Source organism: Symmachiella macrocystis (genome assembly GCF_007860075.1).
In the GTDB taxonomy this organism is placed as follows: Bacteria; Planctomycetota; Planctomycetia; order Planctomycetales; family Planctomycetaceae; genus Symmachiella; species Symmachiella macrocystis.
In genome coordinates this window covers 446,914-470,568 of sequence record NZ_SJPP01000002.1, presented here as the reverse complement: position 1 = coordinate 470,568, position 23,655 = coordinate 446,914, and the positions used below count along the sequence as shown (strand labels likewise).

General features: G+C 53.4%; 18 protein-coding genes. 11 read left to right on the top strand and 7 right to left on the bottom strand.

Annotated features, from left to right (window positions below; all coding sequences use genetic code 11):
• Positions 1 to 101: 101 nt before the first annotated feature.
• Positions 102 to 902 carry an enoyl-ACP reductase FabI gene (locus CA54_RS19890; protein ID WP_146372743.1) on the top strand — a complete coding sequence of 267 codons (801 nt, stop codon included), beginning with the start codon at positions 102 to 104 and terminating at the stop codon, positions 900 to 902.
• Positions 903 to 1,075: 173 nt separating this feature from the next.
• Here the strand turns inward: CA54_RS19890 and CA54_RS19885 are convergent, their stop codons facing one another.
• Positions 1,076 to 2,626: a 2-isopropylmalate synthase gene (locus tag CA54_RS19885; protein WP_145376642.1), complete on the bottom strand. Its 1,551-nt coding sequence runs from the start codon at positions 2,624 to 2,626 to the stop codon at positions 1,076 to 1,078.
• 751 nt (positions 2,627 to 3,377) lie between these two features.
• Between CA54_RS19885 and CA54_RS19880 the strand changes: the two genes are divergently transcribed.
• From CA54_RS19880 to CA54_RS19865, 4 genes are all read left to right on the top strand, one after another.
• The gene (locus tag CA54_RS19880) at positions 3,378 to 3,656 is read left to right on the top strand and encodes a hypothetical protein (protein ID WP_146372742.1); all 279 of its coding nucleotides are present in this window, start codon (positions 3,378 to 3,380) and stop codon (positions 3,654 to 3,656) included.
• A 45-nt stretch (positions 3,657 to 3,701) separates the two neighbouring features.
• Complete coding sequence (locus CA54_RS19875; protein WP_146372741.1) at positions 3,702 to 4,445, top strand: PEP-CTERM sorting domain-containing protein; 744 nt, start codon at positions 3,702 to 3,704, stop codon at positions 4,443 to 4,445.
• 1,195 nt (positions 4,446 to 5,640) lie between these two features.
• A complete protein-coding gene (locus CA54_RS19870) occupies positions 5,641 to 6,477 on the top strand; it encodes an endonuclease/exonuclease/phosphatase family protein (RefSeq protein WP_231963170.1) in 837 nt (278 codons plus the stop codon).
• Between the two features lie 47 nt (positions 6,478 to 6,524).
• Positions 6,525 to 8,291 (top strand): ArnT family glycosyltransferase, encoded by a 1,767-nt coding sequence (locus tag CA54_RS19865; RefSeq protein WP_197532641.1) that lies wholly within the window; start codon positions 6,525 to 6,527, stop codon positions 8,289 to 8,291.
• Between the two features lie 10 nt (positions 8,292 to 8,301).
• Here CA54_RS19865 and CA54_RS19860 read toward each other — a convergent pair whose 3' ends face one another.
• A complete protein-coding gene (locus CA54_RS19860) occupies positions 8,302 to 11,406 on the bottom strand; it encodes an SUMF1/EgtB/PvdO family nonheme iron enzyme (RefSeq protein WP_197532640.1) in 3,105 nt (1,034 codons plus the stop codon).
• A 321-nt stretch (positions 11,407 to 11,727) separates the two neighbouring features.
• Complete coding sequence (locus tag CA54_RS19855; protein WP_146372737.1) at positions 11,728 to 13,899, bottom strand: WD40 repeat domain-containing protein; 2,172 nt, start codon at positions 13,897 to 13,899, stop codon at positions 11,728 to 11,730.
• A 754-nt stretch (positions 13,900 to 14,653) separates the two neighbouring features.
• Between CA54_RS19855 and CA54_RS19850 the strand changes: the two genes are divergently transcribed.
• From CA54_RS19850 to CA54_RS30235, 3 genes are all read left to right on the top strand, one after another.
• Positions 14,654 to 16,702, top strand: coding sequence for a cytochrome c3 family protein (locus CA54_RS19850; RefSeq protein ID WP_197532639.1), 2,049 nt, complete (start codon positions 14,654 to 14,656; stop codon positions 16,700 to 16,702).
• 704 nt (positions 16,703 to 17,406) lie between these two features.
• Positions 17,407 to 18,213, top strand: coding sequence for a SulP family inorganic anion transporter (locus tag CA54_RS19845; protein WP_146372735.1), 807 nt, complete (start codon positions 17,407 to 17,409; stop codon positions 18,211 to 18,213).
• On the top strand, positions 18,102 to 18,335 hold the full coding sequence (locus CA54_RS30235; RefSeq protein ID WP_390817259.1) for a P-II family nitrogen regulator: 234 nt from the start codon (positions 18,102 to 18,104) through the stop codon (positions 18,333 to 18,335). Before CA54_RS19845 ends, CA54_RS30235 begins: the two co-directional genes overlap by 112 nt.
• 157 nt (positions 18,336 to 18,492) lie before the next feature.
• Here the strand turns inward: CA54_RS30235 and CA54_RS19840 are convergent, their stop codons facing one another.
• From CA54_RS19840 to CA54_RS19830, 4 genes are all read right to left on the bottom strand, one after another.
• On the bottom strand, positions 18,493 to 18,747 hold the full coding sequence (locus CA54_RS19840; protein ID WP_261343744.1) for an alkyl sulfatase dimerization domain-containing protein: 255 nt from the start codon (positions 18,745 to 18,747) through the stop codon (positions 18,493 to 18,495).
• Positions 18,644 to 18,997, bottom strand: a complete 354-nt coding sequence (locus tag CA54_RS30030) for an alkyl sulfatase dimerization domain-containing protein (RefSeq protein ID WP_261343743.1) — start codon at positions 18,995 to 18,997, stop codon at positions 18,644 to 18,646. The genes CA54_RS19840 and CA54_RS30030 overlap by 104 nt, the downstream gene beginning before the upstream one ends.
• 72 nt (positions 18,998 to 19,069) lie before the next feature.
• Positions 19,070 to 20,056: a zinc-dependent alcohol dehydrogenase family protein gene (locus CA54_RS19835; protein WP_146372734.1), complete on the bottom strand. Its 987-nt coding sequence runs from the start codon at positions 20,054 to 20,056 to the stop codon at positions 19,070 to 19,072.
• Positions 20,057 to 20,113: 57 nt separating this feature from the next.
• The gene (locus tag CA54_RS19830) at positions 20,114 to 20,977 is read right to left on the bottom strand and encodes an SDR family oxidoreductase (protein WP_146372733.1); all 864 of its coding nucleotides are present in this window, start codon (positions 20,975 to 20,977) and stop codon (positions 20,114 to 20,116) included.
• Positions 20,978 to 21,388: 411 nt separating this feature from the next.
• Between CA54_RS19830 and CA54_RS19825 the strand changes: the two genes are divergently transcribed.
• From CA54_RS19825 to CA54_RS19815, 3 genes are all read left to right on the top strand, one after another.
• Complete coding sequence (locus tag CA54_RS19825; protein WP_146372732.1) at positions 21,389 to 21,970, top strand: TetR/AcrR family transcriptional regulator; 582 nt, start codon at positions 21,389 to 21,391, stop codon at positions 21,968 to 21,970.
• Between the two features lie 146 nt (positions 21,971 to 22,116).
• Entirely contained in the window at positions 22,117 to 22,683 is a 567-nt protein-coding gene (locus CA54_RS19820) for a carboxymuconolactone decarboxylase family protein (protein ID WP_146372731.1), read from the top strand.
• A 75-nt stretch (positions 22,684 to 22,758) separates the two neighbouring features.
• Complete coding sequence (locus CA54_RS19815; RefSeq protein ID WP_146372730.1) at positions 22,759 to 23,496, top strand: SDR family oxidoreductase; 738 nt, start codon at positions 22,759 to 22,761, stop codon at positions 23,494 to 23,496.
• Positions 23,497 to 23,655: the final 159 nt, after the last annotated feature.

Sequence of the window (23,655 nt, the reverse complement as noted above, 5' to 3'; positions counted from 1 at the left end):
CCGAATTTGTCACAGTGCGGCGACGTTGTCGCATGCGTTGTGGCACTCCCGTTGAGCCGGGAGATTCGGGAGCGTTTGGTTTTTTGTGAAACGGTTTTTCAATGGATTTTCTGCAACTTGAGGGCAAAACGGTCCTCGTCTTCGGGGTCGCCAATCGTAAGAGCGTCGCCTTTCATACCGGGCGTGTGCTGGCTGAAGCGGGGGCGACTGTTGTGTATGTCGTCCGCTCGCCCGCGCGGCAGGAGTCGGTGCGAAAACTAGTTGGTGAGGCTCCCATCTATGTCTGCGATGTCGAACATCAAGAACAGATCGACAAGTTGCGCGACGACATTGCCGCGGCGCACCCCCAACTGCATGGCATTGTGCATTCGATCGCCTTCGCCGATTACTCCGCCGGTTGGCTGCCGTTTCACGAAACGCCCCGCCCTGCTTTTCTGCAGGCGATCGACATTTCCTGCTATTCACTGATCGCGATCTGCAACGCTTTCCGCGAACTGCTCGATAAAGAAAACGGCAGCGTCGCCGCAATTTCGATTTCCACCACGCGGATGGCAGCGGAGAATTACGGTTATATGGCCCCGGTCAAAGCAGCGCTCGATTCGTCGATCGCCTTTTTGGCAAAGTCGTTCTCGCAGTTCTCGCACGTCCGCTTCAACGCCGTCTGCCCGGGGTTGTTAAAAACCTCCGCATCGGCCGGCATCCCGGGCTACGTCGACAGCTACCTGTACGCCGAACAAGCCACGCTCCGCAAACAAGCGGTCAGCACCGAGGAAGTCGCCTACACGGTCGCCTTCTTGATGAGCCCCCGTTCATCCGGCATCAACGCACAAGGGTTGGTGATTGATGCGGGGATGTCGATTAATTATTTCGATGATGGGTTGATACATCGCGAGGGGTCGTAAGCGACGGAATCATCCTGCGATTAGCGAGTCGGCAGATCAAAAAACCTCACGCCAAGGCGCAAACCTCGCAAAGATAAGGAAACGGCTTGTCCCCACTGTTTTGCGGCTTGGCGTGAGTCTGTTGTCATTCGCGGCTCAGCAGGAGCTTCGCCCTCACCGTCCCCCGCTGTGTCTTACACCGCTTCGGGGCGTGCGGGGGTGGGTTGGCCTGCTCCGGCGACGGCTTTGTTCAGTGCTTTCAAGTACGCCGCCGCACTCGCTTCGATGATGTCGGTGCTAAAGCCTTTGCCGAAGTACGTGCGGCCGCCTGTTTCGATTTCGACCGTCACCTCGCCCTGTGCGTCTTTGCCGACCGAGATACTGCGGACTTGGTAATCCCGCAACCGGGCGGAGATGCCGATGATTCGTTCCAACGCGCCGAAGACTGCATCGACTGGACCGTCTCCCGTGGCGGCGTCGCGCTGCGGTTCTTGGTCTTTGTACTGCAGTTCAATCGTCGCTGTGGGAATGCTCCCGGTCCCAGCGGAGGTGTGCAGGCTGATCATCTTCCACGCATCGCCGGTGTCGCCGATGCGTTTTTCGACCAGGGCGGCGATGTCGGCATCGTAGACATCTTTTTTCTTATCCGCCAAGGCAATGAAATCAGCGAAGATTTGCTCGAAGTATTCGTCGTCCAGTTTGTAGCCCATGGCGATGATGTGATCGCGGAAGGCGTGGCGTCCACTATGTTTTCCCAACACCAAATTTGTGCCAGAAAAACCAACGTCCTGCGGCCGCATGATTTCGTAGGTCGTTCGTTCCTGCAGCATGCCATGCTGATGGATGCCGGCCTCATGCGCGAATGCATTTTGCCCGACAATGGCCTTGTTGCGTTGGACTTGCATGCCGGTGATCGTCGAAACCAACCGGCTGGTGGGGAACAAACGTTTGGTGTTGATCCGCGTATCGCAGCCGTAATAGTCGCTACGCGTTCGCAGCGTCATCACAATTTCTTCCAGTGCGGCATTGCCGGCCCGTTCGCCTAAGCCGTTGATTGTGCATTCCACTTGCCGGGCACCTGCTTCGACAGCGGCCATGCTGTTGGCGACGGCCAAGCCCAAGTCGTTGTGACAGTGCGTGCTGATCACGGCCTTGTGGATGTTCGGCACGTTTTTCTTCAGATGGGCGATGCAGTTGTAGAACTGCGAGGGTGTTGCATAGCCGACCGTGTCGGGGATATTGACCGTTGTCGCGCCGGCGTCGATTGTTTTTTCGATCACCTCGCACAGAAAATCCAACTCGGTCCGTGCGGCATCTTCGGGTGAGAACTCAACGTCGGAGCAGTAACCGGCCGCTCGTTTCACCGACTCGACCGCCTGTTGGACAATCTCGCTTTTGTCCATCTTCAACTTGTGCTCACGATGGATGCTGCTGGTTGCCAAAAAGACATGGATCCGAGTTTGCTCGGCATCTTTCAGCGCCTCCCATGCCCGGTCAATGTCTTCGTTGCGACAACGGGCCAAACCACAAATTGTGGTTCGACTGCCGAATTCACGTGCGATCAACTGCACGGCTTCAAAATCTCCGGGGGACGCAATGGGGAAGCCCGCTTCGATCACATCGACACCCAGTTCGACGAGAGCACCGGCGACTTCCAGCTTTTCGTTGGTGTTCATGCTACAGCCGGGGGACTGTTCGCCGTCGCGCAGCGTGGTGTCGAAGATGGTGATTTGTTCGCCGGACATCCCAATGTTCTCCGTGGGAAAGGTAATCGTGTGAAAAGTAAGTCGTTAATTAAAAACAAGACGGTTTGGTTGTTGCCCTGGGTTCGGTGACCTCCCCTGCCCCACAAAAAAACCCTGAGGCCTTGGAGATAAGGGCTCAGGGTCGCAAATTCGCGAAGATTCCTCGAAATAGAACCTAACCCCGTCCCTCCGTAAGCAAGGACAGTCGAAGAGCAAGGTTGAGGAGGAGGAAACGAAACATGTGTCTCAATGTCTTAAAAAGTAGTTTTTCTACGTAGTCACAATGTACAAGCGTCGATCCGGGTGGTCAAGACTAGGGCAGCGTCCACTTCGAGATGTCATGCGGAATTTTTGACAATGTCGCGAATTCCCAAGGGTTTTCTGTGAAGTCGACAAAAGTTGGTATGACAAATCAGTGTGATCGTACCACTAGCAATCGCCGGAACGGACACGCAAACAGCTAATCAGGTTCGCGGACTTTGTTTGAATCGGCGCGCACGATGGCGAGCGCCGACCAGTCATCACGATTCACTTCACAGAATCAAGATGAATTCTTTGACAGCAACAGGCCGCCGACCCGCGCTTGCGCCACTGTAGCCCTCTCCGTTTCGCACTGCTCGAAATACAGGTCAGTTCAATAAGGGCGATGGTGGGTGTTGTGTCTGGCAGCACTGTTATTCGCATTGCATCGGTCGCGGACGGTTAGCGCGATATTTTCCGTCAACCCTCAAAGCGCGTTTGGTCGTGTTATGTGAGTATTTCTGAAAATCAGCGCGCTAAGCAGGCTTTACCTTTTGATAAGGCAAGTGACTCGTCCTCTTTACAAGTACCACAACAAGCTCGGTGTGCGCGCAAATGGTTTTCCGAACGTAATGTGTTGGCAGCCGATGGGTTACGAATGAAAATTCAAATGCGCACTCAATTGGCACAATTTTTCCTAAACCATTGGACTGGTGAACTATGTGAGATCCTGTCGATTGATGAAAGGGTCGGCCTGTTTATCAGTCACGGCATGATTGACATCGTTTGAAGTTTCACCATTTTTTGTTTTGGGCTAATCAAGGGGAGAGTTACGATGAAGACTAGTTTGATGTTGAGTGCGGCCTTATTGCTTGCTTGTAGCTTAGATGCACAGGCTGGGTTTATTGACTTCGAAAGCGGCTACTCCGACTTGGAGATCATCAACAGCGCGATCGACACGGGTGACAATTTGGTCACGATCTCCACCACTGGTAACACCAACTCGGCGTTCTCCTACATTGCTGAGGTTGGAACGCCCCCTAGGACGGGATTTACCACCGGTGGAAACGCCGCAGTCAGTGACGACGAGGCTGTCGACGGTCGGGCGGGAGGGTTCTTCCTCACCGATGATACCGTGGGTGATGTCGCAATCAATTCGGCGGACTACGTCTTCAGCTTTGCCGATGGCATTACTGACTTGAGTATGGACATCTTCGACTTCCGTGTCGATGGGGGAGCACAGAACGTCGGATCGACGGCCACAGCGATGTTGACATTGTTCTCCGATGAGGCGATGACGAACATCGTTGGCATGACCTCCTTCACAGCGGATCTGCAAAATCAGCCGATCGACGGCAACTGGGAAAACCTGCTGGTCATCGCCGACGGCGTGGCTGTGAAAGCCGTCTTGGATCTGGGCGGAGTGGATCGCGGTGTGGGTGTCGACAACATCAGCTTCACCACCGAGCCGCCGCCGGTCAATCCGGTTCCCGAACCCTCGTCGTTCGTGCTAATGGGCCTCGGTGCCATTGGCCTGATCGGCTTCCGCCGTCGCCAACAACGTCGTGCGGCCAAATAACAAACGCATCGCAGCATAAGCTGCAACGAACAACGGATGCATTATCGAACGACTCCCCGATAATGAGTTGAGGTGCCGGAAGCACCAATAGGCCGACACTCAAGCCCGGACTACATAACGTAGTCCGGGCTTTTTTTGTGTTTGAGGAGAGCCGTTCGTGTCGCAAGCTGATTGAACGAAAACGCGATGGTGCATTTCGCAGAATGCGGTCGCTAAGATCTCGTGGTGCCCGTCCAGGACGGGGGATCACTGGCGGGAAAGGACTCCATGGAGGTTTCGTCAACCTCGCTGACTCCACCCGCATCGCTGGGAGAAAGAAATATCGTCAACAGCAGGATACTGTCTTCGAGACCCGTCAATGAATGTGGTGCCGAATCTGGCACATAGAGTAACTCCCCGCCCGCAAGGTCCTGGCTCCGCCCCAGACATGAAAAGGCGATACGCCCTTCCAAGCATTGCACGATCAACTCACCAGGTGCGGAATGCTGCGGTATTTCCTTGCCGGCGCTGACGACTAGTCGCACTATGTTTAGCTTTTCGGTTTTGACCAGAGACGTGGAGTGGCTGTCTGGCATTTTCGCGGGACGAATTTGCACTCGTTCACCGGGCTGAGCAGGCTGCATGGGTTCGTGCTCCCAAGTTAAGGGTGATGGATTGTCGTTCCTGCACCTCGTTTCAGCATTGTATCAACAAGAACGGCGTGGAGTGAAGAGTTGGCGATCACGTCGCCAATTACAGCCTGCTGCGGTACTGGGCACTCAGTGTCTTCGCATCGCTGCTTCGATCATATCATGTCGCTCTGGTTACATACCTCAATCCCCTGGATCGGGTGTGAGAGAAGCAGCCGGCAGAAAATTGAGATGAGCGTCCCGCAATGTGTTGTGGAATCCGTCAGAACTTGGGGGGCTGGCCGCGCGGCAGGCTGCTTCTATTTGCTTGAGCCTGTTTTGTTGAGTCATCCAGCGGAAGTGTCTGTTTTGAGAGGTGATTCGAGATGGTTACCAAGCTCACTGACAATCTTCATCAAGGTTTAACAGGACCGGTATTGAACGGATTCGCTCACTATCTTATCTTTCCGCCAATCCAAGAAATGCCGAGGCCCCAAGAGTAACGCACGCAGCGATTTGGAGAAACGGTGTCACAATTGAACAAGCAAGGCCAGGCTTTGAAACCACGCCGCCCGACGTATTGGGTGATGTGCCTGTTTGTTGTGGTGGCCGGAATCGCCTGGTATGGATCATGGCGTCAACCTGTGAATTTTAGTCACTCATTGAAGCTCAGCACCCCGCCTCAATTTTCGTCCCATCAGAGGGACACAATACGAATCGGCGTATTTAACATCCATGGTTGCAAGGGAAAAGACGGCAAACGGGACGTCGGGCGTATCGCACAGTGCATCCACGACATGGATATTGTGTCATTGCACGAAGTCCGCGGCAGTTACGCATCGAATCAAGCGCACGAGCTGGGTGAGTTGCTGGGAATGTCGGCGGTTTTTGCTCCCACGGAATGGCGATGGGGCCGCAATGATTTTGGCAACGGATTGCTGACCAACGTCGAATTCTCGCAAATGCATCAAATCCCCTTAGCGATGTCCGGTCACGCGTATCGCAACGCACTCTTAACCAGTTTTCGTCTGGAAGACAAAACCGTACAACTGCTGATCGCCCATGTTGATTTGAGCGAAGACCGGGAGCGTCAACTCTCGGCTGTCACGAACCTATTTCTTACACTCAAAACACCAGCCATCCTTTTGGGGGATCTGAACGTCAAGGCGACCGATCCGCGAATGCGCGGATTAATGGCGACGCCGGGGGTGCGCAGTGCACTTGCCGCGACACCGGGACGCGGTCGCGATTGGGTGATTATGAAGGGGTTTCGGACGGTGTCAGCGGCTGTTATCGACAACGAGGCCTCGGATCATGCGTTTGTGCAGACTGAGTTACAATTGCTCAACGAGCCGAACAGCGCCGCTCCCAGGTCGACGCGTGGCCAAGCGAAACAAGCGAGCACAGCACGAGACAAGCATTGACCGTGCGGAGGAACCGCGTTGGTAGATTTCTAAAAATGGAGTTTTGGATGGGTGGCTGGGATCAAACTGCACGGCTGGGACGCCGAGATTATCTGCTGCTGACTGTCTATTGTTTGGTCCTTTTCGGACTGGCGATGGTCAGTAGACGCGGGTTGAGCATTCATGAGAGCGTCTTGCCGCAAAGCGCACGCGAAATGTACGCTGACGGCGACTGGGTGGTTCCCAAACGGGGTGGCGCCCCGTGGATGGAAAGTCCACCGTTGCCGCAATGGGCGACTGTCGCAGTTGCGTCGCTTTTTGGCCGCTGCGATACGGTCGCCATCGTCCGGTTGGGACCGACGTTGGTGGCGACAGCGGTCGTGTTGATGGTGGCATGGATGGCCACGCTGTTTTTCGGGCGAGGACTGGGGCTGTTGAGTGGTTTTGTTATGGCTACCACTTGCCAATTCCTGCGATATGCCTGGCTGGCTGAAGACGAGATCTATTTGTGCGGACTGGTTACAGCAGCGGTCGTGTTATTCGTCAAACTGGAATTTGCTGATGCCAATCCAGCGGATGAAGTCCGCGAACCGTGCGGTTTTTTTGGCGGCCGGCGACCGGCGGTTCTCGCTCTGTTTATTGCTTTGGGGATGACCAATCTCGCAAAAGGCCTCATCTTTGGAACCGCGATGGCGGTGATTCCCATGGCTGCTTATTTGCTGTGGAACGCCGACTTCGGCCGTATTCGTCGTTACCTTTGGTTTTGGGGATGGTTGGCATTTGCCGTTGTGATGCTGGCTTGGCCCGTTGCCGCTTATTTACGATATCCCGACGTCGTCGACGTCTGGCGGTTTGATCTGGGGGGGCGACTCGATGGGAGTTATCAAGCCAGTGCCGAACCGTGGTGGTATTATCCGGTCAATCTATTGTGGATTCTCGCTCCATGGACGTTGGTGATTCCATTTGGCCTGTGGGCCACGCGCGGTGCGGCGGTACAGACGCGGTACTCCGCTGAACGGTTTTTGTGGTGCTGGGCGATCTTTGTGCCGGCAGTCTTCTCGTTGGCACAAGGCAAACACCATCACTACTTATTACATGCCATCGCTCCCTGGTCGATCCTAGCTGCGGTAGGACTGTTTAAGGTCCGCGAAGCGATGTTGGCGTGGCCCAAATCGATGCATAATCCGTTTTGGAGTTTGGGAACCACGGCGTTGCCAATCTTGGTGACGATTTGGCTATTGCGCGATCGCATCCCGGGCGGCAGCAATGTGTACCTGCCTGTGATGGTGGCTTGTCCGTTTCTGATTGTCTTGCTGTCGTGGGCCATTATGCATTTGTCTGCCACACGCGCTGCGACGGCGCTGTTTATGACGATGGCGTTGGCCTACAGCTTTGGACATGTGGTGGCTGCGAAATATGTCGACACGCACCGCATTGACACGCAGTTTCTCACCGATGTCCGTGCACAGATTCCGGCCGACGAACAGATTCTCGTCGATTTGAATGTCGAAGCCTTACGGGGGTTCATGCTGCTGTTTTATCTGGACGAAAATGCCGTGCCGTTGCACAATTTGAGTTTTGCACTGGATGACCGGATCGAGAATCCAAGCGTGTTTGTGCTGACGCGGGCCAACAGACGGGAGACGCTTGATGAAATCGGCACGACCCGGGAAGTGATGCAAAGCCCGCAGACGGGGCGAGAGACATCGGCAGCGGACCGCTTGACGTTGTTTCGGCTGACGTATCACCAGGAATCACGCGGTGTCAGTGCCGAGAAGGTTCGCATCTCGCCCATGCAAGCGATGTATCGCGATAAAGGTCCGGTACTCAGGTGAACGGCTGCGGTCAGTCGATCAACTCGATCCGCACATCTGTGAAGCGAACCGTTGAGGCATTTCCATCCGCAGCATCGACTTGAAATCCAAATCCGGAAGGAACGTTTTCGATCACGAGTGCTGACCACTCAATTTCTGTTGCTGGAGAAAATGTATCTTCTTCGGTTCCCAAGGTCATGCGAAAATTCACCTCATCGCCTTGGAAGTTATCGCCGTTTCTGAAACGTTTGCGATTATTTCCACGGTGAAGCCCTACCCATTTGTACTGAATATTTTGCAAATTATATTGCAGGGCGACGTTGTCTCGCAGCGCGCGGGTATGTGAATGGACGTGCACTTTTTTGGGGAGATCCATCCAACGGATCGTTCCCGTCACTTCCGCGTTCTCAATACCAAAGGGGAGTAGAATTAGGGAAGATTTTTGGGCGGGCAGGTGACAAACGAGTGCGTCGTCATCGACCTTCCACGCGTCATCAATGCCGTCGAACAGTTGAAACATGGTCTCGGCCGACAAATCGAGAAATCCTTCTTCGCGAAGCTGTCGGCCTAGTTTGATGGCGAGTCGATTGCGTTTGATCAGTTTTTTGTCGCCATCGTTGTCCGCCTTCACCTTATCCAACCACCTGGCTGCCGCGTCGAAGTTACCGACATCTAAAGCGGCACGCATGGCGGCGATATTTTGTGCTTGTCCCGATTCCTCTTGCGAGAAGACAAGATCGCGAAGAAACGCGTAGGTGAAACCGTCCCAGAAGACTAACGGGTCGGGGCCTTCCTTTTCCAATTGACGAAATGTGTCAGCGACCTTGTCAAAATGACTGCCGTAGGCTCCATATTTGGCATATAGGTTTCGCGCGTATCGTTTCTTGGCGGAATAGTCCACTCCGGGGCTGTTCTTTATGGCTTGAATACCCTGGTTGTAATCCGACACGATTGCCCACAATTCAGGATCGCGAGAGGAGGTGCGCACGATGGCGCGGTCGCCGGGGATTTCGATGGTATCTCGGATGAAATCCATGCTCAAATCAGGAATTCCCTCTTCGAAATATCCGGTTCGAACACACTGTCCGGCAAAAATTAATAAGTCCTCATGATTATTTTCCTCGAGATTGTTGTTCCAGCGACTTTGGAGTACATCAAACATCGTGGAGTAGGCTTGCCGGGAACGCGGACGTGCTTTGATCGCTGCTTGAAAGTGCTCGTCAACAATTTCGAACGGCATGTCCAAGTCCATTGCAACTTTGATCATCTGCGTACGAGCTTCCCAGTCTTGCGGGTTGATTTCAATGCCTTGTTCCAGCTCTTGCTGCGCCAGTTCGAGACGTTCTTCAGGCGGAACGATATCTCCCGTTTCTCTGTCGGAATTGGCCCAGGCATAGAATAACAGACCGCGCTGGAGACAACCGGAATAGCCGGGGTCTTCATTTCTCCATTCCTCAAGGATCTGTCTGACCAGTTCCGGTTCGGACATATTTTTAGCGAGAATGGCTAGTGCGGCGTAGTAATAGGAGTCGCCTTGAAATTGCGGAGCCATCTCAAGCAACGCTAGAATTTCATCGTCCGAAGCCGTCTTGCGCACGCCGGTGCATATTTGCAGCCGGTCGCATAACAATCGAATTTTTACTTTTTTGAAGCGGTCAAAGGCTTTCTCAGCTGGGTTACTGTTAAAGACATACAACTCCCAGGCAGGTAGGCACAGCGGATTACGCAGCACAACGAGAAGCAGATCCCGGTTGTCTTTGCCGAACGTCATTGTCCAGGCGATATGACTGAGTTGTTGAAAATCTTTGGATCTGAGAACCTTCGGTTTCGAAATGTGGGCGATTTCCGCTTCGCTCAGTTCAGCTCCGATTTGTTCCAACACGCCGCGAGCGATTGTCCCCGGGATCTGATTCAGTTGGTCTTTTTCAAATATCAGCGGAGTGGCCGCTTCGACGTCAGAATCGTCGAGGGTGCGCACCGCAAAGGTTAACTTGAGCTTGTCGTTTTCTTCCACGACTTGTGGCAAGACGTAATGTTTAGCGCCGATGGCAGCGAGACAGATTTTGATCGACTCGTCATCGATCTCGGTTCCAGGTTTAAACAGGCCGGCATTTAAGAGACGGGATCGCACTTCGGGCAAGCTAATTGCCATACGCCGTTGGGGTGTGTAGGCGACTGCATAGTTTGTCACGAGGCTGAGCCCCACACCGTCAATGCGTACATGTCGCTCGGCGTCGACGGCGGGAAAGATCACGACAGGCGGCAAGAGGGAAGTTGCCGGTTTGGAGAAGGCCTCTTTGATTTTGACAAGCATCTCATCAGTCTCGTAACGATCGGCCTGATCGATTGCATGCGTGATGGGAATCTCGATTTCCCCCAGTTCGGGCTCGACAGTTCTGACCACGCGAAAACCGGTCCATTTCCATCCGCCGTTGTGCGCATACCGAAACGCAGAACGACAGTACATGGCGGCGATTCTGCCATTGCCGCCGCGAAGGATGAACAGGTCCGAGCGGTGGTCCAATCGATCGAGGCACCATTCGGAAACGTTGCCGTGCATATCGTACAGTCCAAATGCATTGGGTTTGTACGCTCCAACCGGCTGGAGGACCACTCCCGGGAGACCAAAGTCCTCCTTGGAGACGCTCTCCTCCAAATAGGGGTACGGATAGGCGGGGTGGAAATTGGCGTCCTTATAGACAGCTTTGTCACCGAAGTTAAATGTCGTCTTGGTTCCGGCCCGGCAGGCATATTCCCATTCCATTTCCGTGGGCAAACGGTAGGTTTCGGATTCCATCTCGCTGAGCTTTCGGCAAAAACGCATAGCGTCCCACCATGATATACTCCCCGCTGGCAAGTTTGGTCCTTTGTCCTCCCAGGGATTCTTGTTCATCACCTCTTCGTATTGTTCCTGTGTGACCTCATAGACTCCAAGATAAAATGGCGTTTTGATCGTCTTCTCTCGCTGAAACTCGCCCTCCTCGTGCCCTTCTTCGTCTTCAGGAGAACCCATCAAGAATTTGCCTGCGGGGATCCGTACCAATTCCATGCCAATCGAGTTTTTGATTTTCTCGAGTTTCTGGGGAGCATCCTTTTCCTGCGGCGCGGGTTTTTCTTGTGCGCGCGCTTGTCGCATAGAGAGCGGACCGTAGCCGACTAGTAATACACACAGAACGATTGCCCCGGTGACGTTGCTGCATGCAACGACCAGACGAGAAGAAAATTTCCTCGACAAACGTGACGCTGTTTCCCACGACATGGCGCTTTCCCTCTGAGGCTGTGCGTTACTTCTGATCCACTCATATCCGTTTTTGTAACCCGTTGAAATTCCGAAGAACCCTTCCGTCTCGGATGCAAGCTGTTTTGACACATCTTGTCGCTGACCCGGAAAACTCATTTCACATACTGAATTTGGGTTAAACAACACACACCAGCCGGGGTGAGTGATCGATTCGACTTATTGCTTTTTGCCATCCCGGACACGCTGCAGGAATTTGCTGTAGCGGATGAATTCTGTGGAGCCGTCCGGTTTTTCCACAAGATACCGCAGGCCCTCCTCCACCGCGTCTTCATCGCCGGCGATTACCTGCCCGGCGGAATTTAGTGTGATCATGGTATCCTTGGCGAGAAACAGAACCGTCCAATCCGCTTTTCCAGACTTGATGTCCCAGACCCGAATCGTTCCGTCCCGTCCGCAGGAAACCAGCTTCTGGGAATCGGGACTCCAAGAAACCTCATACGCTGGCGCCGTATGTCCTTGAAACTGATGGTGCAGTTTGCCGTCGGGTAACCAAAGCCGTACCGTATGGTCCCAGCCGGCAGATGCAAGATATTTTCCATCAGGACTGAATTCCATACCCATTATGGAATCGACATGGCCGTGCTGCTGGGAGATTTGTTCGCCGGTTGGACTCCACAGCGTCCAGATGCCGTTGTTCCCGGCCGCCGCCAAAGTGTTACCGTTGGGGCTCCAGGCGACCGAGTCGACCTCTTCGTTTTTTCCTTCATACATATCTACGAATGCGCCGTTGACCGTGTCCCAAATCGTCAAGCTACCGTCGCTTCCGCCCGAGGCCAACTGAGTGCTGTCGGGACTCCACGTGATCGAATTGGTTCCCGAGGCTAAACCTTCGAGCACCGGGCCCGCTTCTCCGTCAGGGCTCCAGAGGAGAATCGCGCGCTCGTATGAGTCTACGGTGGCAATCCACTTGCCGTCGGGACTCCAGCGGATTCCGTTGCAATAGCTATTATGATCGGCGACATCCGGTCCCGGAGTGCCGTCGCGCGACCAGAGCTTGCCTAAGCAATCGTCTCCCGCCGCAACCAACATCTTCCCATCGGGACTCCACACGATCTTGTTGATCTTGAGTTCTTTTTCTTCAATGACGCGCGCAAAGCGGCCGTCGGCATGCCAAATGCGAATTTTGTTGTCGAGCCCAATTGCGGCAATCAACTCGCCATCGGGACTCCAGGCGACCGCTTCGAAATAGTGTAGCGGCTTGACCTCCGGGCGACTGGCCCTGATTTGTTCGATCGGGATGATCTGTACTCGATTGCGGCCGGTGACAGCGATCAAACGTCCGTTGCTGCTCCAATCGATAGAGACACCGAAGATGTTTTGCATCGAAATGAGTTCGTTTCCATTTGTATTCCAAAATCGCATCGTGCGATCTTCCGCCGTGACGACCACCATGTTGTTATTTGAACTCCAGGCGATGTCTGTGATCGGTCGGTTGTACCCACGACAGATCGCTCCGGGTGTTCCATCGGCACTCCAAAAACGGGCCGTTGCGACCCGGTCGACATCGGCCTCAAGCGGAATGGAACCGATCGATCCCGATGCGAATTGAGTTCCGTCCGGACTCCAGGCCACTGTCATGACGGGACCAAAATGACCTGCGCAGACAGGGCCGCTCGTCCCGTCGCTCGACCAGATGCGGGCCATCTTGTCGTCGCCGCCTGAGACCAGCAATTCCCCATTGGGGTTCCAATCCACCATCCGCACGGGGCCTTGATGGTCCTCAAAAATCGGTCCCGGTGTGCCGTCGATATTCCAGAGACGCACGGTGCCATCGTGTGATGCCGAGGCAATTTGATCGCCGTCGGGACTAAAGCAGATCGAGTTAATTTGTCCTTCGTGCCCCTCGAGCACGCGTGCCAGCGTTCCATCTGTATTCCACAGACGGATCGTCTTGTCGGCACCGGCTGAGGCCACTTGATTGCCCTGGGGACTCCAGGCGACTGCTCTGACTGACGCAGTGTGGCCAACCAACATGGTCTGGAGTTCTTGCGTCGCCGTATCACAGATTCGCACATATTGCCCGTCGGTGTGGACATATTGCTTGTCGTCGGGACTATAGGCAAGGCAAAAGATATCGCACAGCGGAACCTGGCGCATCACTTGCCAACGACCGACACCTGGCAGTTCAGCCGGATAGGGGATGAATCCCGGCAGGGCGTTGTCGGCATTGCCTGGTTTCCAGACCCCCTGGGATGGATCCGCTTTGTCTTGTCGGGCCGAGCGGTCTTCGTCAGCAGCGTTTGCCGAAAGAGTCCAGCATAGGGCGGACAGGACAATCATCAAATTCAGCGTCGCCCGAAAGCACATGCGGCCAACACGTTCGCTCATCCTAGGATTCTCCTGCTATGACTTGTGTGAATGGCTTTTTTAGCTGAACCGGCCGTTCTCAGTGGTTTGCAATCGCATGGCCGAAACCCAGAGATTGCCCGAGTTACTCAACGGGAGCATGAATCATCGAATACGAATAGCACGACGGCCTTCTTGCACTCAGCGCACGCAACTTATGGGAGAGACCGCCGTTGAACGTGTTGCATCGACAGAGGAAAATGCAGAAACGAGCGCTCGACACAATGGCAGCAAATAAGGTCCGTGGAAATTAAGGTAACGCTAGATGAATTAACGCGAAACAGAGCAAGCTTGTCTTACCGTATGGTCACAAAATCGAAGTGACTACCGCTGGACAACACGGCAAGGAGACCTACTGAAAACGGTACCATCAGAATTCCTTGAAAACAAGCGGAGATTTTAAATTCACGTTTGCAGCGATCAGACCCTGTCATCCTCGCTGTGGCTTGCGAGGATTATCTCAGTGGCCTCGTCTACGGTTATATTTGATAAGTGCGGCAGCTTTGACGAAAACGACCAGACGTTACGCCATAAACACAATGCGCAAAGGCAATGTGTTGTGCCCCACTGCCGATTGGGATACGATTTACATCAGCCGTATTTGATAAAAAACATGTTGGTCTCGGGAAAGCGGCGTCCATTGCAGCACGGCTGCAATTCGTTTCTACCACTTCATGAATTGTTAATCTGCGACGCTGCGCATCTGCTTCGCTGCACAACTGACCGGGCGCCTTTGATGACTGCTCCACGCAAATCTGATCGCTCTCAACGAAATTCCTTAAATCAACGCAACAAGCTACATTTGGTACTCCGGTTTGTTGCGATTCTGGTGATTGCCCTGTTGGCAGCCGGCACTGCGGTCTACTTCTTGGCGGTCCCGGCAGATCCGTTCCCTCTACCTGCCGAGCAGGTTGACGATCCACCAAATCCCGCTGTACTGACCGGTGATGCACAGACTGGCGAATCGCCGAATCTCGCATCCTCAGCGCCGGTGCATGATTGGCAGTCGAGTGATTTCGTCGGCAGCCAAGTTTGCGCCGATTGCCACTTTGAAATTGCCGAAGCATTTGCGGAACACCCGATGGCAAACACTCTGGCAAAAGTCGAGGATGCGACATCGATTGAAGTCTTGGAGGATAACACTGTCGAATTCGCAACCCACGGACGTCGTTACCGCGTCGAACGTGACGGCGACCGTGTGGTGCACACCGAGTATATGACTGATGCAGATAACAATATTGTCTACGAGCAACCCGTTGACGTTCATTACGCCATAGGGTCGGGTGAGAACGCCCGGTCGTACCTGATTGATCGCGGTGGACTTTTATTTGAGTCGCCCGTCACTTGGTACAACGATAAGCAGAAATGGGATCTTTCACCGGGGTATCACAATAACCCGCGTCAACGCTTCAATCGGCGTGTTATCGACGGCTGTGTTCAATGTCACTCGGGGCATGTCAATCCCCTCGGTGACGGCACCTCGAACCGCTTCGGAGATCCACCGTTTCAAGAACTCGGGATTGGTTGCGAACGCTGTCACGGACCGGGAAAACGGCACGTCGAAAAGTATGAAGCTGAGGACTGGGACGCCGACAGTGAGACCGCTGATAAATTGCTGATTGTCAATCCGGCCCACCTCGAACGGGGACTCAAGGATAGTGTCTGCTACCAATGCCACATGAAAGGCAAGCGTCGGATCTTGCGTAAAGGCAAGTCCTTTCACGATTTTCGACCTGGAATGTCGACTGATGATGTTTGGACGACCTTTGTTCCACCGGCGCCGTTTGACAAAGATGGAACCGCTCAGTTTTCGAGTCACGTCGAGCAGATGCACTCCAGCGCGTGCTTTGTTGGTTCCGAAGGCGCTATGAGTTGCACCACTTGTCACGACCCGCATCGATCTCCCAAACCGGACCAGCGGGCTGCCTTCTACCGGGAGCGTTGCAACACGTGTCATTCCGAACACGGTTGCTCGGTACCGATCGAAGAACGCGAAATGCCTCCCGCACTCAATTCGTGCATCCATTGCCACATGCAGTCGGTTGGGTCGAATGTCCCCCATACATCGCAATCGGATCATCGCATTTTACGCAACCCCAGCAGCCTCCAGGCGGAACAGCAACCGTCCACGCGCGGGGAGGTCTGGTCGATCTTTGGTGACAGCGAACAGCGCTTGCCAGAGTGGGAAGTCCAGCGCGCCCGAGCCATTGCCTTAAGCGATCAAGCGATCGAAGAAATGAACCAACCGCTCATGGGACAAGCCATTACCGCGTTGGAGTCCGTTTTGGCCCACGATCGCAACGACGTGCATGTATTGCATTTGCTGGGGTACTTGTACGAACTCACACGCAATCATGCTCAGGCCAAAAGCTACTTCGAAGCTGCGCTGCGTATCAATCCACAGGACGAAATGAGCCTCAAGAATCTGGGCTTGGTGGGATTTCGGACCCGCGCCATCGATCTCGGCCTAGCGAGTTACGGACGCTACTTAAAGGTCAACAAATGGGATGGAACGATGTTTGCCCCATATATACGGATGCTGGCAGCATCCGGCGACCTGCGAGCCGCTGCGGCGGCAGCTGAGCAAGGATTGCAACTCGACCCGACACAGCTAGAGCTGCGCGACATCACCGTGAAATTGTACGAGCGCCTCGGCGATCAGAAAAAGAGCCAGCAACATCTCAAATTGTTGCAAGAAATCAACAGCCAACTCACACCGTGGGACCAGAAACGCCGAGATCGGCTCCAGCAAAAAGTTCATAAAAGCCAATCGGCGGACCCGTAGTCGGTGCTTGCAAGTGATGGGGATGATGGCAGCTGTAGTCACCATGTGAAAATGGAATCTAAGTGCTGTTGCCAACTTCCAGAAATCGAAACTTCGCAACGGCAGCGGTCTGGAATCCGACGTCGGAGCGAGTTAACGATTCCATCCATCGGTGTCTGTCTCGCCTGTATCAAAAACGAAGATGAACAGAGCGAGCGATTTCTGCGTGTTTGCCGATGTCGCAATATCTTTCGGATTTCCGTTGAGCTCCTCATTCCGGAAATTGGGAATGCTCTCGTTAAGCTTCTGAGCAGCTTCGTTTCTAAGCGTGCAGCTTGTGCAATTCGCTGCACGCAACCTGCAAAACTTTGCACTGTTGGTTCCAGGCAAGTCAGGCCGCTGGGATTCTTGAAGCGAACACTTTCCATTGAAACATGGTAAAACCAGTGGAATTGATGGTCATTGACCAACAACTCCATCTGTGAAACCGTGTTGTGCAGCAATTGGCACAAGGCTTGCATCATTCGCCAATCCCTCCGCTCTACCGAAACATTGTGTCTCGGCATGGTTGCCTTACAATCTTTATCACAATGCAGGGACGCACCGTGACGACTTTGAAGCTGTGCGCGAGTCGATCGAGGAGGCTCGTCGACGCAACGCAAACGAACGTTGTCGCCGATTCGATTCGGCTCCGCTGTCTTTTTCTCCAGGAGATGCGTAGCGGCATGTCGAAGCTCGCGCTCAGGACATTTAACAAGCGCCCTGAGTACAACCATGCCACGAATGCTTTATACCTCGTCTTCCACGCCTTGTTTTCCACATTTCTGCATGAAATTCCACTTGCCGCTTTGGCCGGAATGTTGGTCTACACGGGCTACCGACTGGCTCATCTGACTGAGTTTATCCACGTTTACCGAATCGGAAAAGAACAACTAGCCATTTTTCTGACGACCCTCGTCGTTGTCTTGGCAACTGACCTACTCATCGGTGTCGCCGCAGGCATCATTCTTAAAATGGTGATTCACGTCGCCAACGGTGTGCCGATTAAGTCGTTGTTCAAACCGTACATTGAAGTACAGGAAATCGACGATAATAAGTCTCTGATCCTCGCACGTGAGTCGGCCGTCTTCAGTAACTGGATTCCGTTCCCGCATCAGATTGAACAAATCGGACTCGTGCAGAAACGGAATCTCATTGTCGATGTCTCTTGCACAAAGCTTGTGGATCACAGTGTGATGGAGAAACTTGACGAAATGCAGCGCGACTTCGAGCAAGAGGGATTAACCTTTGAAGTCCGGGGACTCGTCGCTCTGCAACCACTTGCCAAGAATACCCACGCCGCTCGCAAGAGAGGCTTGGCAACCATGCGACGACTGACAATCGTTGCCGCAGCGGATATTGAACAGTGGCTGGAACAAAAATTGTTGAACTGGGAGCATCAGGCTATACGTCGCAACCATGCTCAGGTGCTGGTCGCCACGACTTTGCGACAAGAGGAGCCGTTACGACCTCAAAAGTACGCATCGAAGTGATCGTGCCTGATGCAATCTTCGAAGGCATTATTAAATTTCTGCGGCAGGATGTACTTCCCTCTCATCGCGTCACGGTCAGCGTCGAATTGGTCGATGTTGTCCGCCGTGATCATTTTGACTAGCTAGATACTGAAGTTGAGGCCGTCCAACATTCCTGAATCGAGAGGTTTAGGAAATGATTGAATTGAAAACATATACGATATCATATCAATCCGACTCATTGCCTGACGATCATTTTGTCTTCGCCTCGTTTTGGAGTTCGCGAGCCACGGTGAGATACTAGTTGCGGGCTGTCGCATTGACCATCTTCCCGGCAAGCTTTGTCAACGCGTCTGCTTTGATTCGCCTTGCCGCTGATTCATCATTGTCAATTGCCAATAAATAATCAGCAAGTTGTGCAGCCCACTGGTTGTCGTATGAGGAAAGGGCCTTACCGGCTGCGGCCAGTAGTTTGTCCGTGCCTCCGGCCGAGTTTCGCGACACGCTCTGCTTCTGACTTTGGTGAAAGTCGAAACAGATGGGATGGGTTGCCATCGAACCAGCCCAAATAGCCGTTAAATACACTGCGGACGCCCCATTCTGGATGTCCGTAGAAGGGTTGCAAGTAGTCTTTATCAGCGAGGTTTTCGGGAAGCTGCACATACTCGACCAATTCGTCGGGCGTCATTCCTTGATTCATTCCCTCAACGGTCTTGTCGTGAATGAACTGAACGGCATCGCGATAGTCGCTGAGAACTTGCTGGACCTCCCCTGCTCCGAGAATCGGATTGGTGTGACCGCCCACAAGGGCAACGGCATCGTTGTCAGTCTGTATGGAAAACTGCGATGGTTTCGTATACTCGTCTGTTCACAAAACTTAGTTCTCAACAACCACTTTACCCATCCCTTGACCGCTCTCCAACCGCGCGTGTGCTGGCCCCGCTTCTGCGAGCGAGAACCGCTGCTCATCCAGCACAGGTTTCAAACCGCCCGACTCTGAAATTTGAGCCAGATTGCGCAGAATTTCTGCGTGTTGTTCTCGTCTGAAATTGTGCAGCATGGGGATCAGCATGAACACAACATGCAGCGACAAACCCTTGAAATGAGCCGGGGTTAAATCGAGTTCACACATCGAAACCGTAGTGGCAATTTGACCGTTGAGTGCTGCCGCCGTGAATGAGTTCTTTAAATTGGCGCCACCCACTGAATCAAACACGATATCAAAGCCGGCTCCCGCTGTGTGCTTGTCGACGTACTGCTCAACCGATTCTGTTTTATAGTTGATGCTGGTTGCCCCCAGTTGTTCGATCAATGCCAGTTGCTTCTCTCCCCCACCTGTCGAAAAGACCAGGGCACCGAAGTGCTTTGCCAATTGAATGGCGACATGGCCAACCCCACCTGAGCCACCATGCACCAACACTTTCTGATCTTTTGTGATTCCCGCACGCATCAAGCCTTCATAGGCTGTGATCGCAACCAACGGCAAGGCAGCGGATTCTCGCATGGAGAGTTGCTTGGGTTTATGGGCCATCAAGTTGCTGTCGGCAACGATGTATTCTGCCAGCGTGCCCGGCAAATCGGCCAATCCCCCTGCACAGCCATAGACTTCGTCGCCGATTGAATAATCCTGCACGCCATCGCCAACTGCCTCCACTGTGCCGGCAAAGTCCATTCCCAATATGGCCGGTGTCTGGGGGGCTAATGGTAACTCCTGGCCCATTTTGCGGATCATCGTGTCTACTGTGTTCACGCTCGAAGCTGCGATCTTCACCAATACGTGACCAGCTTTGATCTCAGGCATTTCAACCTCGGCAGCCTCAAAAACTGCATTTTCACCGTAGTCGCGGATAAGCATTGCCTGCATGGTTTTCGTCCTTTTGGTTTTCGGGACACGTTGGTGTTGCACTGCCAGCGTGTTTGTTCAGGAGTTCGTTGTCTTAACTTTTAGTTCGTCAAAATACTCTGGCCAACTCTGGTGATTGCGACCGGCCGCCATCGCAAACTGGCTTTCATTGTTCGCTGCACCGTTGCGGATGCCTTCGTAGATGCCGGCAATCACACTGCCCATGAACTCGCCAAGTTCTGCGATTCGTTCTGCGCGATAATCAGCGACAGACATCGCCCGATATTTCAAATCCGTGCCGAAGGCGTCGTTCAAATAGTCGGCCAATTGCTGCTGGGTGAGCGGTTCGCCATGCAAATTGTACGTGTGGCCGTTGTGTTTTGGCTCTGTCAGCATGCGCGCGTAGGCATCAGCCAGTTCAGAGCGTGTCGTGTAGCCGCACTTTCCCTCCCCCGCACAGTTCGCGATCTCGCCACGTTGTTTGTACGTCTCGATGTACTCGACATCAGGCTCGATGTAGATACCGTTGCGACCGATGACCCACTGCAGGCCGCTATTGCGGATATCTGCTTCTGTTTGCCGGTTGCTCTGAACAATCGGAGAGAACGCCGTATTCTCCTCAGCACCTTGAACGCTGGTGTAGACAATCTTGCCCACACCGGCCTTTTTAGCTGCTTCGATCACATTGCGGTGCTGGCCAATGCGTTTGTCCGGCGCCGCCATTCCAGAAACGAGTAGGACGGTGTCGATTCCTTGTAGCGATTTTTCCAGATCATTCGGCAAGTCGTAATCGCCCGGCCGGACTTCGACGTCAAGCGTTTCCGCTTTGCTGGGTGTTCGGGCCAATCCGATCACCCGGTCCTTGCCGACAGCCTCGATGGTGGCTTTGACGATTTCAGAACCAAGCTGACCGCTGGCTGCCGTCACTGCATATTTTGTCATGGAAAATCTCACTGCCATGTCTGAATTGCGTAGCGTATTATTGCAGTGAGTGTTCTAAGGACAAGTCGGAAGTCTAGACGGCATCACGCGGGGCGAGGGAATCTCAACGGAACTGTCCACAAGTATGCCGGGGTGTCGAGTAAAAAAATTGAGGAAATCGAACTTCTTCGCAAGCGTCCGTAAGACAATTTGGAATGAATGGCTAAAGAGCGGAAAGACTTGCGTATTTGGCTCGCCAGGGCTTACGGCCTGAATGACGGGCGGAGTCAACTGCTTCTCTTCGAGGGATGACTTTGATCTTACTCTATCCGGTTGGCCAGACTTACATTCTTCTGGGGTCTTGACCGATCAGTCAAGACTGCCTAGATTTGCAGGCAAGCAGAACCGAGGTCTTCACATTGAGAGAAACCAATGCCGTGGGAAAAATCATTTGACGAATCGGATGTCATCGAGCAGGCGATGGAGGTCTTTTGGGAGAAAGGCTACGCAGCCACATCGATTTCCGACATCACCGATGCGACAGGCATCAAACGCGGCAGTCTCTACAATGCGTTTGATGGCAAAGATGACCTCTTTTTACAATCGCTGCTAAAATACGACAGCGGTCGCAGAAAAGAGCGATTGCGGCAGTTGGAGAAGATTGACGACCCGCGTGAATCAATTTCGCGGTTCTTTGACTTTGCTGTCCAACGTGCGCTGAAAGACCCCCACAAAAAGGGGTGCTTGCTCATCAACACTGCACTTGAATGTGAGCAACACGATGACGAGGTCCGCAAGATCGTCCGCGATGCATCGCGCGAGATGTCCGCCTTTTTTGAAAAACAAATCCGACGGGGGCAGAAGTTAGGTGTCATCCCCAGCACAATCGAGCCGCGAGAAACCGGAAGAGCATTATACGCTCTGCTGGTCGGCATCATCGTATTGGGACGTGGCACGTTCGGGAAAACAGCGCTTCAGCAGATGGCGGCACAGGCGGCGCGTTTGATTTCCTGAAAGTCGCATCGGTCCATGCGAACACAAAACAGGAGTTTTACTATTCGGCGTTACGGCTGAATGCATCATCCAGAACAAGAAAAATGTTGCCCTGCGTTTTTCAACACCTACAGACCGATTGGTCACAGTTAACAGAAAGTCTCACGATGACAGATTTCGTAGTTCACACGATTGAAGATGCCCCGGAAAAAAGCAAGTCGATGTTGGAAAGCAGCAAGAAGGCCTATGGCACGGTGCCCAACCTGCACGCCGTCATGGCGGAATCGCCAGCACTTCTGGAAGCTTACAAGACCGTCTCCAACATCTTTGACAAGCAAACCAACCTGAACGCGACTGAGCAACAGATCATTGCCATGACCAACAACCGTCTGAACGGGTGCACATATTGCATGGCAGCTCACACATCGATCATGCAAGGTGCAAAGGTGGCCGAAGATGTCATCACCGCCCTGCGTGACGGCACTCCGATCGCTGATCCGAAACTGGAAGCACTGCGCGTCTTCGCGGAGAAGGTTAACGTCAAGCGCGGCTTATTGGATGATGGCGACATCGAAGCATTACTGGCGGCCGGATACACCAAGCAAACCGTCTTTGACGTGATTGTGGGGACGGCCTACAAAGTGTTATCAAACTACACCAATCATGTTGCTGAGACGCCGCTCGATAAAATGTTCGCCAAGAATGAGTGGAGTGCGGAGCCGCATCCTGCGTAAAACGATTTTTGCCCGTCAGCTTCTCCAGCAGAGTACAACTTCGTCTTACTATCACATCCTTAAAGGTCTAGACAAATGGCATTCGACGTGAAAAACAAAACCGTTCTGGTCACCGGCGCCAATCGTGGAATCGGAAAATCGATTCTGGAAGAAGCCCTGAGCCGGGGAGCTAAAAAGGTCTATGCCGCTGTGCGTCAAATTGAATCAGCCGAATCGCTCGTCGCGGAACATGGTGACAAAGTCGTACCCGTTCGTGTTGATCTAGAGGATGCGGATTCAATCACCGCTGCCGCTCAGACTGCAGCCGATGTGGACGTTGTTGTCAACAACGCGGGTGTACTCAAGCAGAAATCGGCCATTGACGCGGGGGCGATCGAGGCCCTTCAGTTTGAAATGAATACGAATGTCTACGGCTTGATGCGCGTTGCGCAAGCATTTGCTCCGGTCTTGATATCAAATGGCGGCGGGGCATTCGTACAGCTCAACAGTGTGGCATCGGTCAAAACATTCTCGAATATGGCCACGTATTGTGCATCGAAGGCGGCCAGTTACTCGATCACGCAGGGCTTGCGAGACTCGCTGCGGGAGCAAGGTACGCTTGTGGTCAGCGTGCATCCCGGGCCGATTCAAACCGACATGGGACAAGAAGCGGGCTTTGGCGACATGGCTGCTTCGCCGTCCTTAGTTGCCACGGCAACCTTCGATGCGATTGCCGAAGGCCACTTTCATGTCTGGCCCGACCCAATGGCCGAACAAGTGGGCACAGCTTATCAAAGTTTTGCCGAGAACGTGGTTGAAGCGGACGTGCAATAAGAGCTTGCGTGATCCAGCGGAGTCGAACTTGCAACTGTTTGAATTGCTCGATGAAGAAACCCCGTCGCCCAAACGACTTCAATTACCCGAACCAGAAATCACGACATGACGCGAATACTCATAGCATTCTCATTGACCGTTTTCGCTCTTGGACTCAGT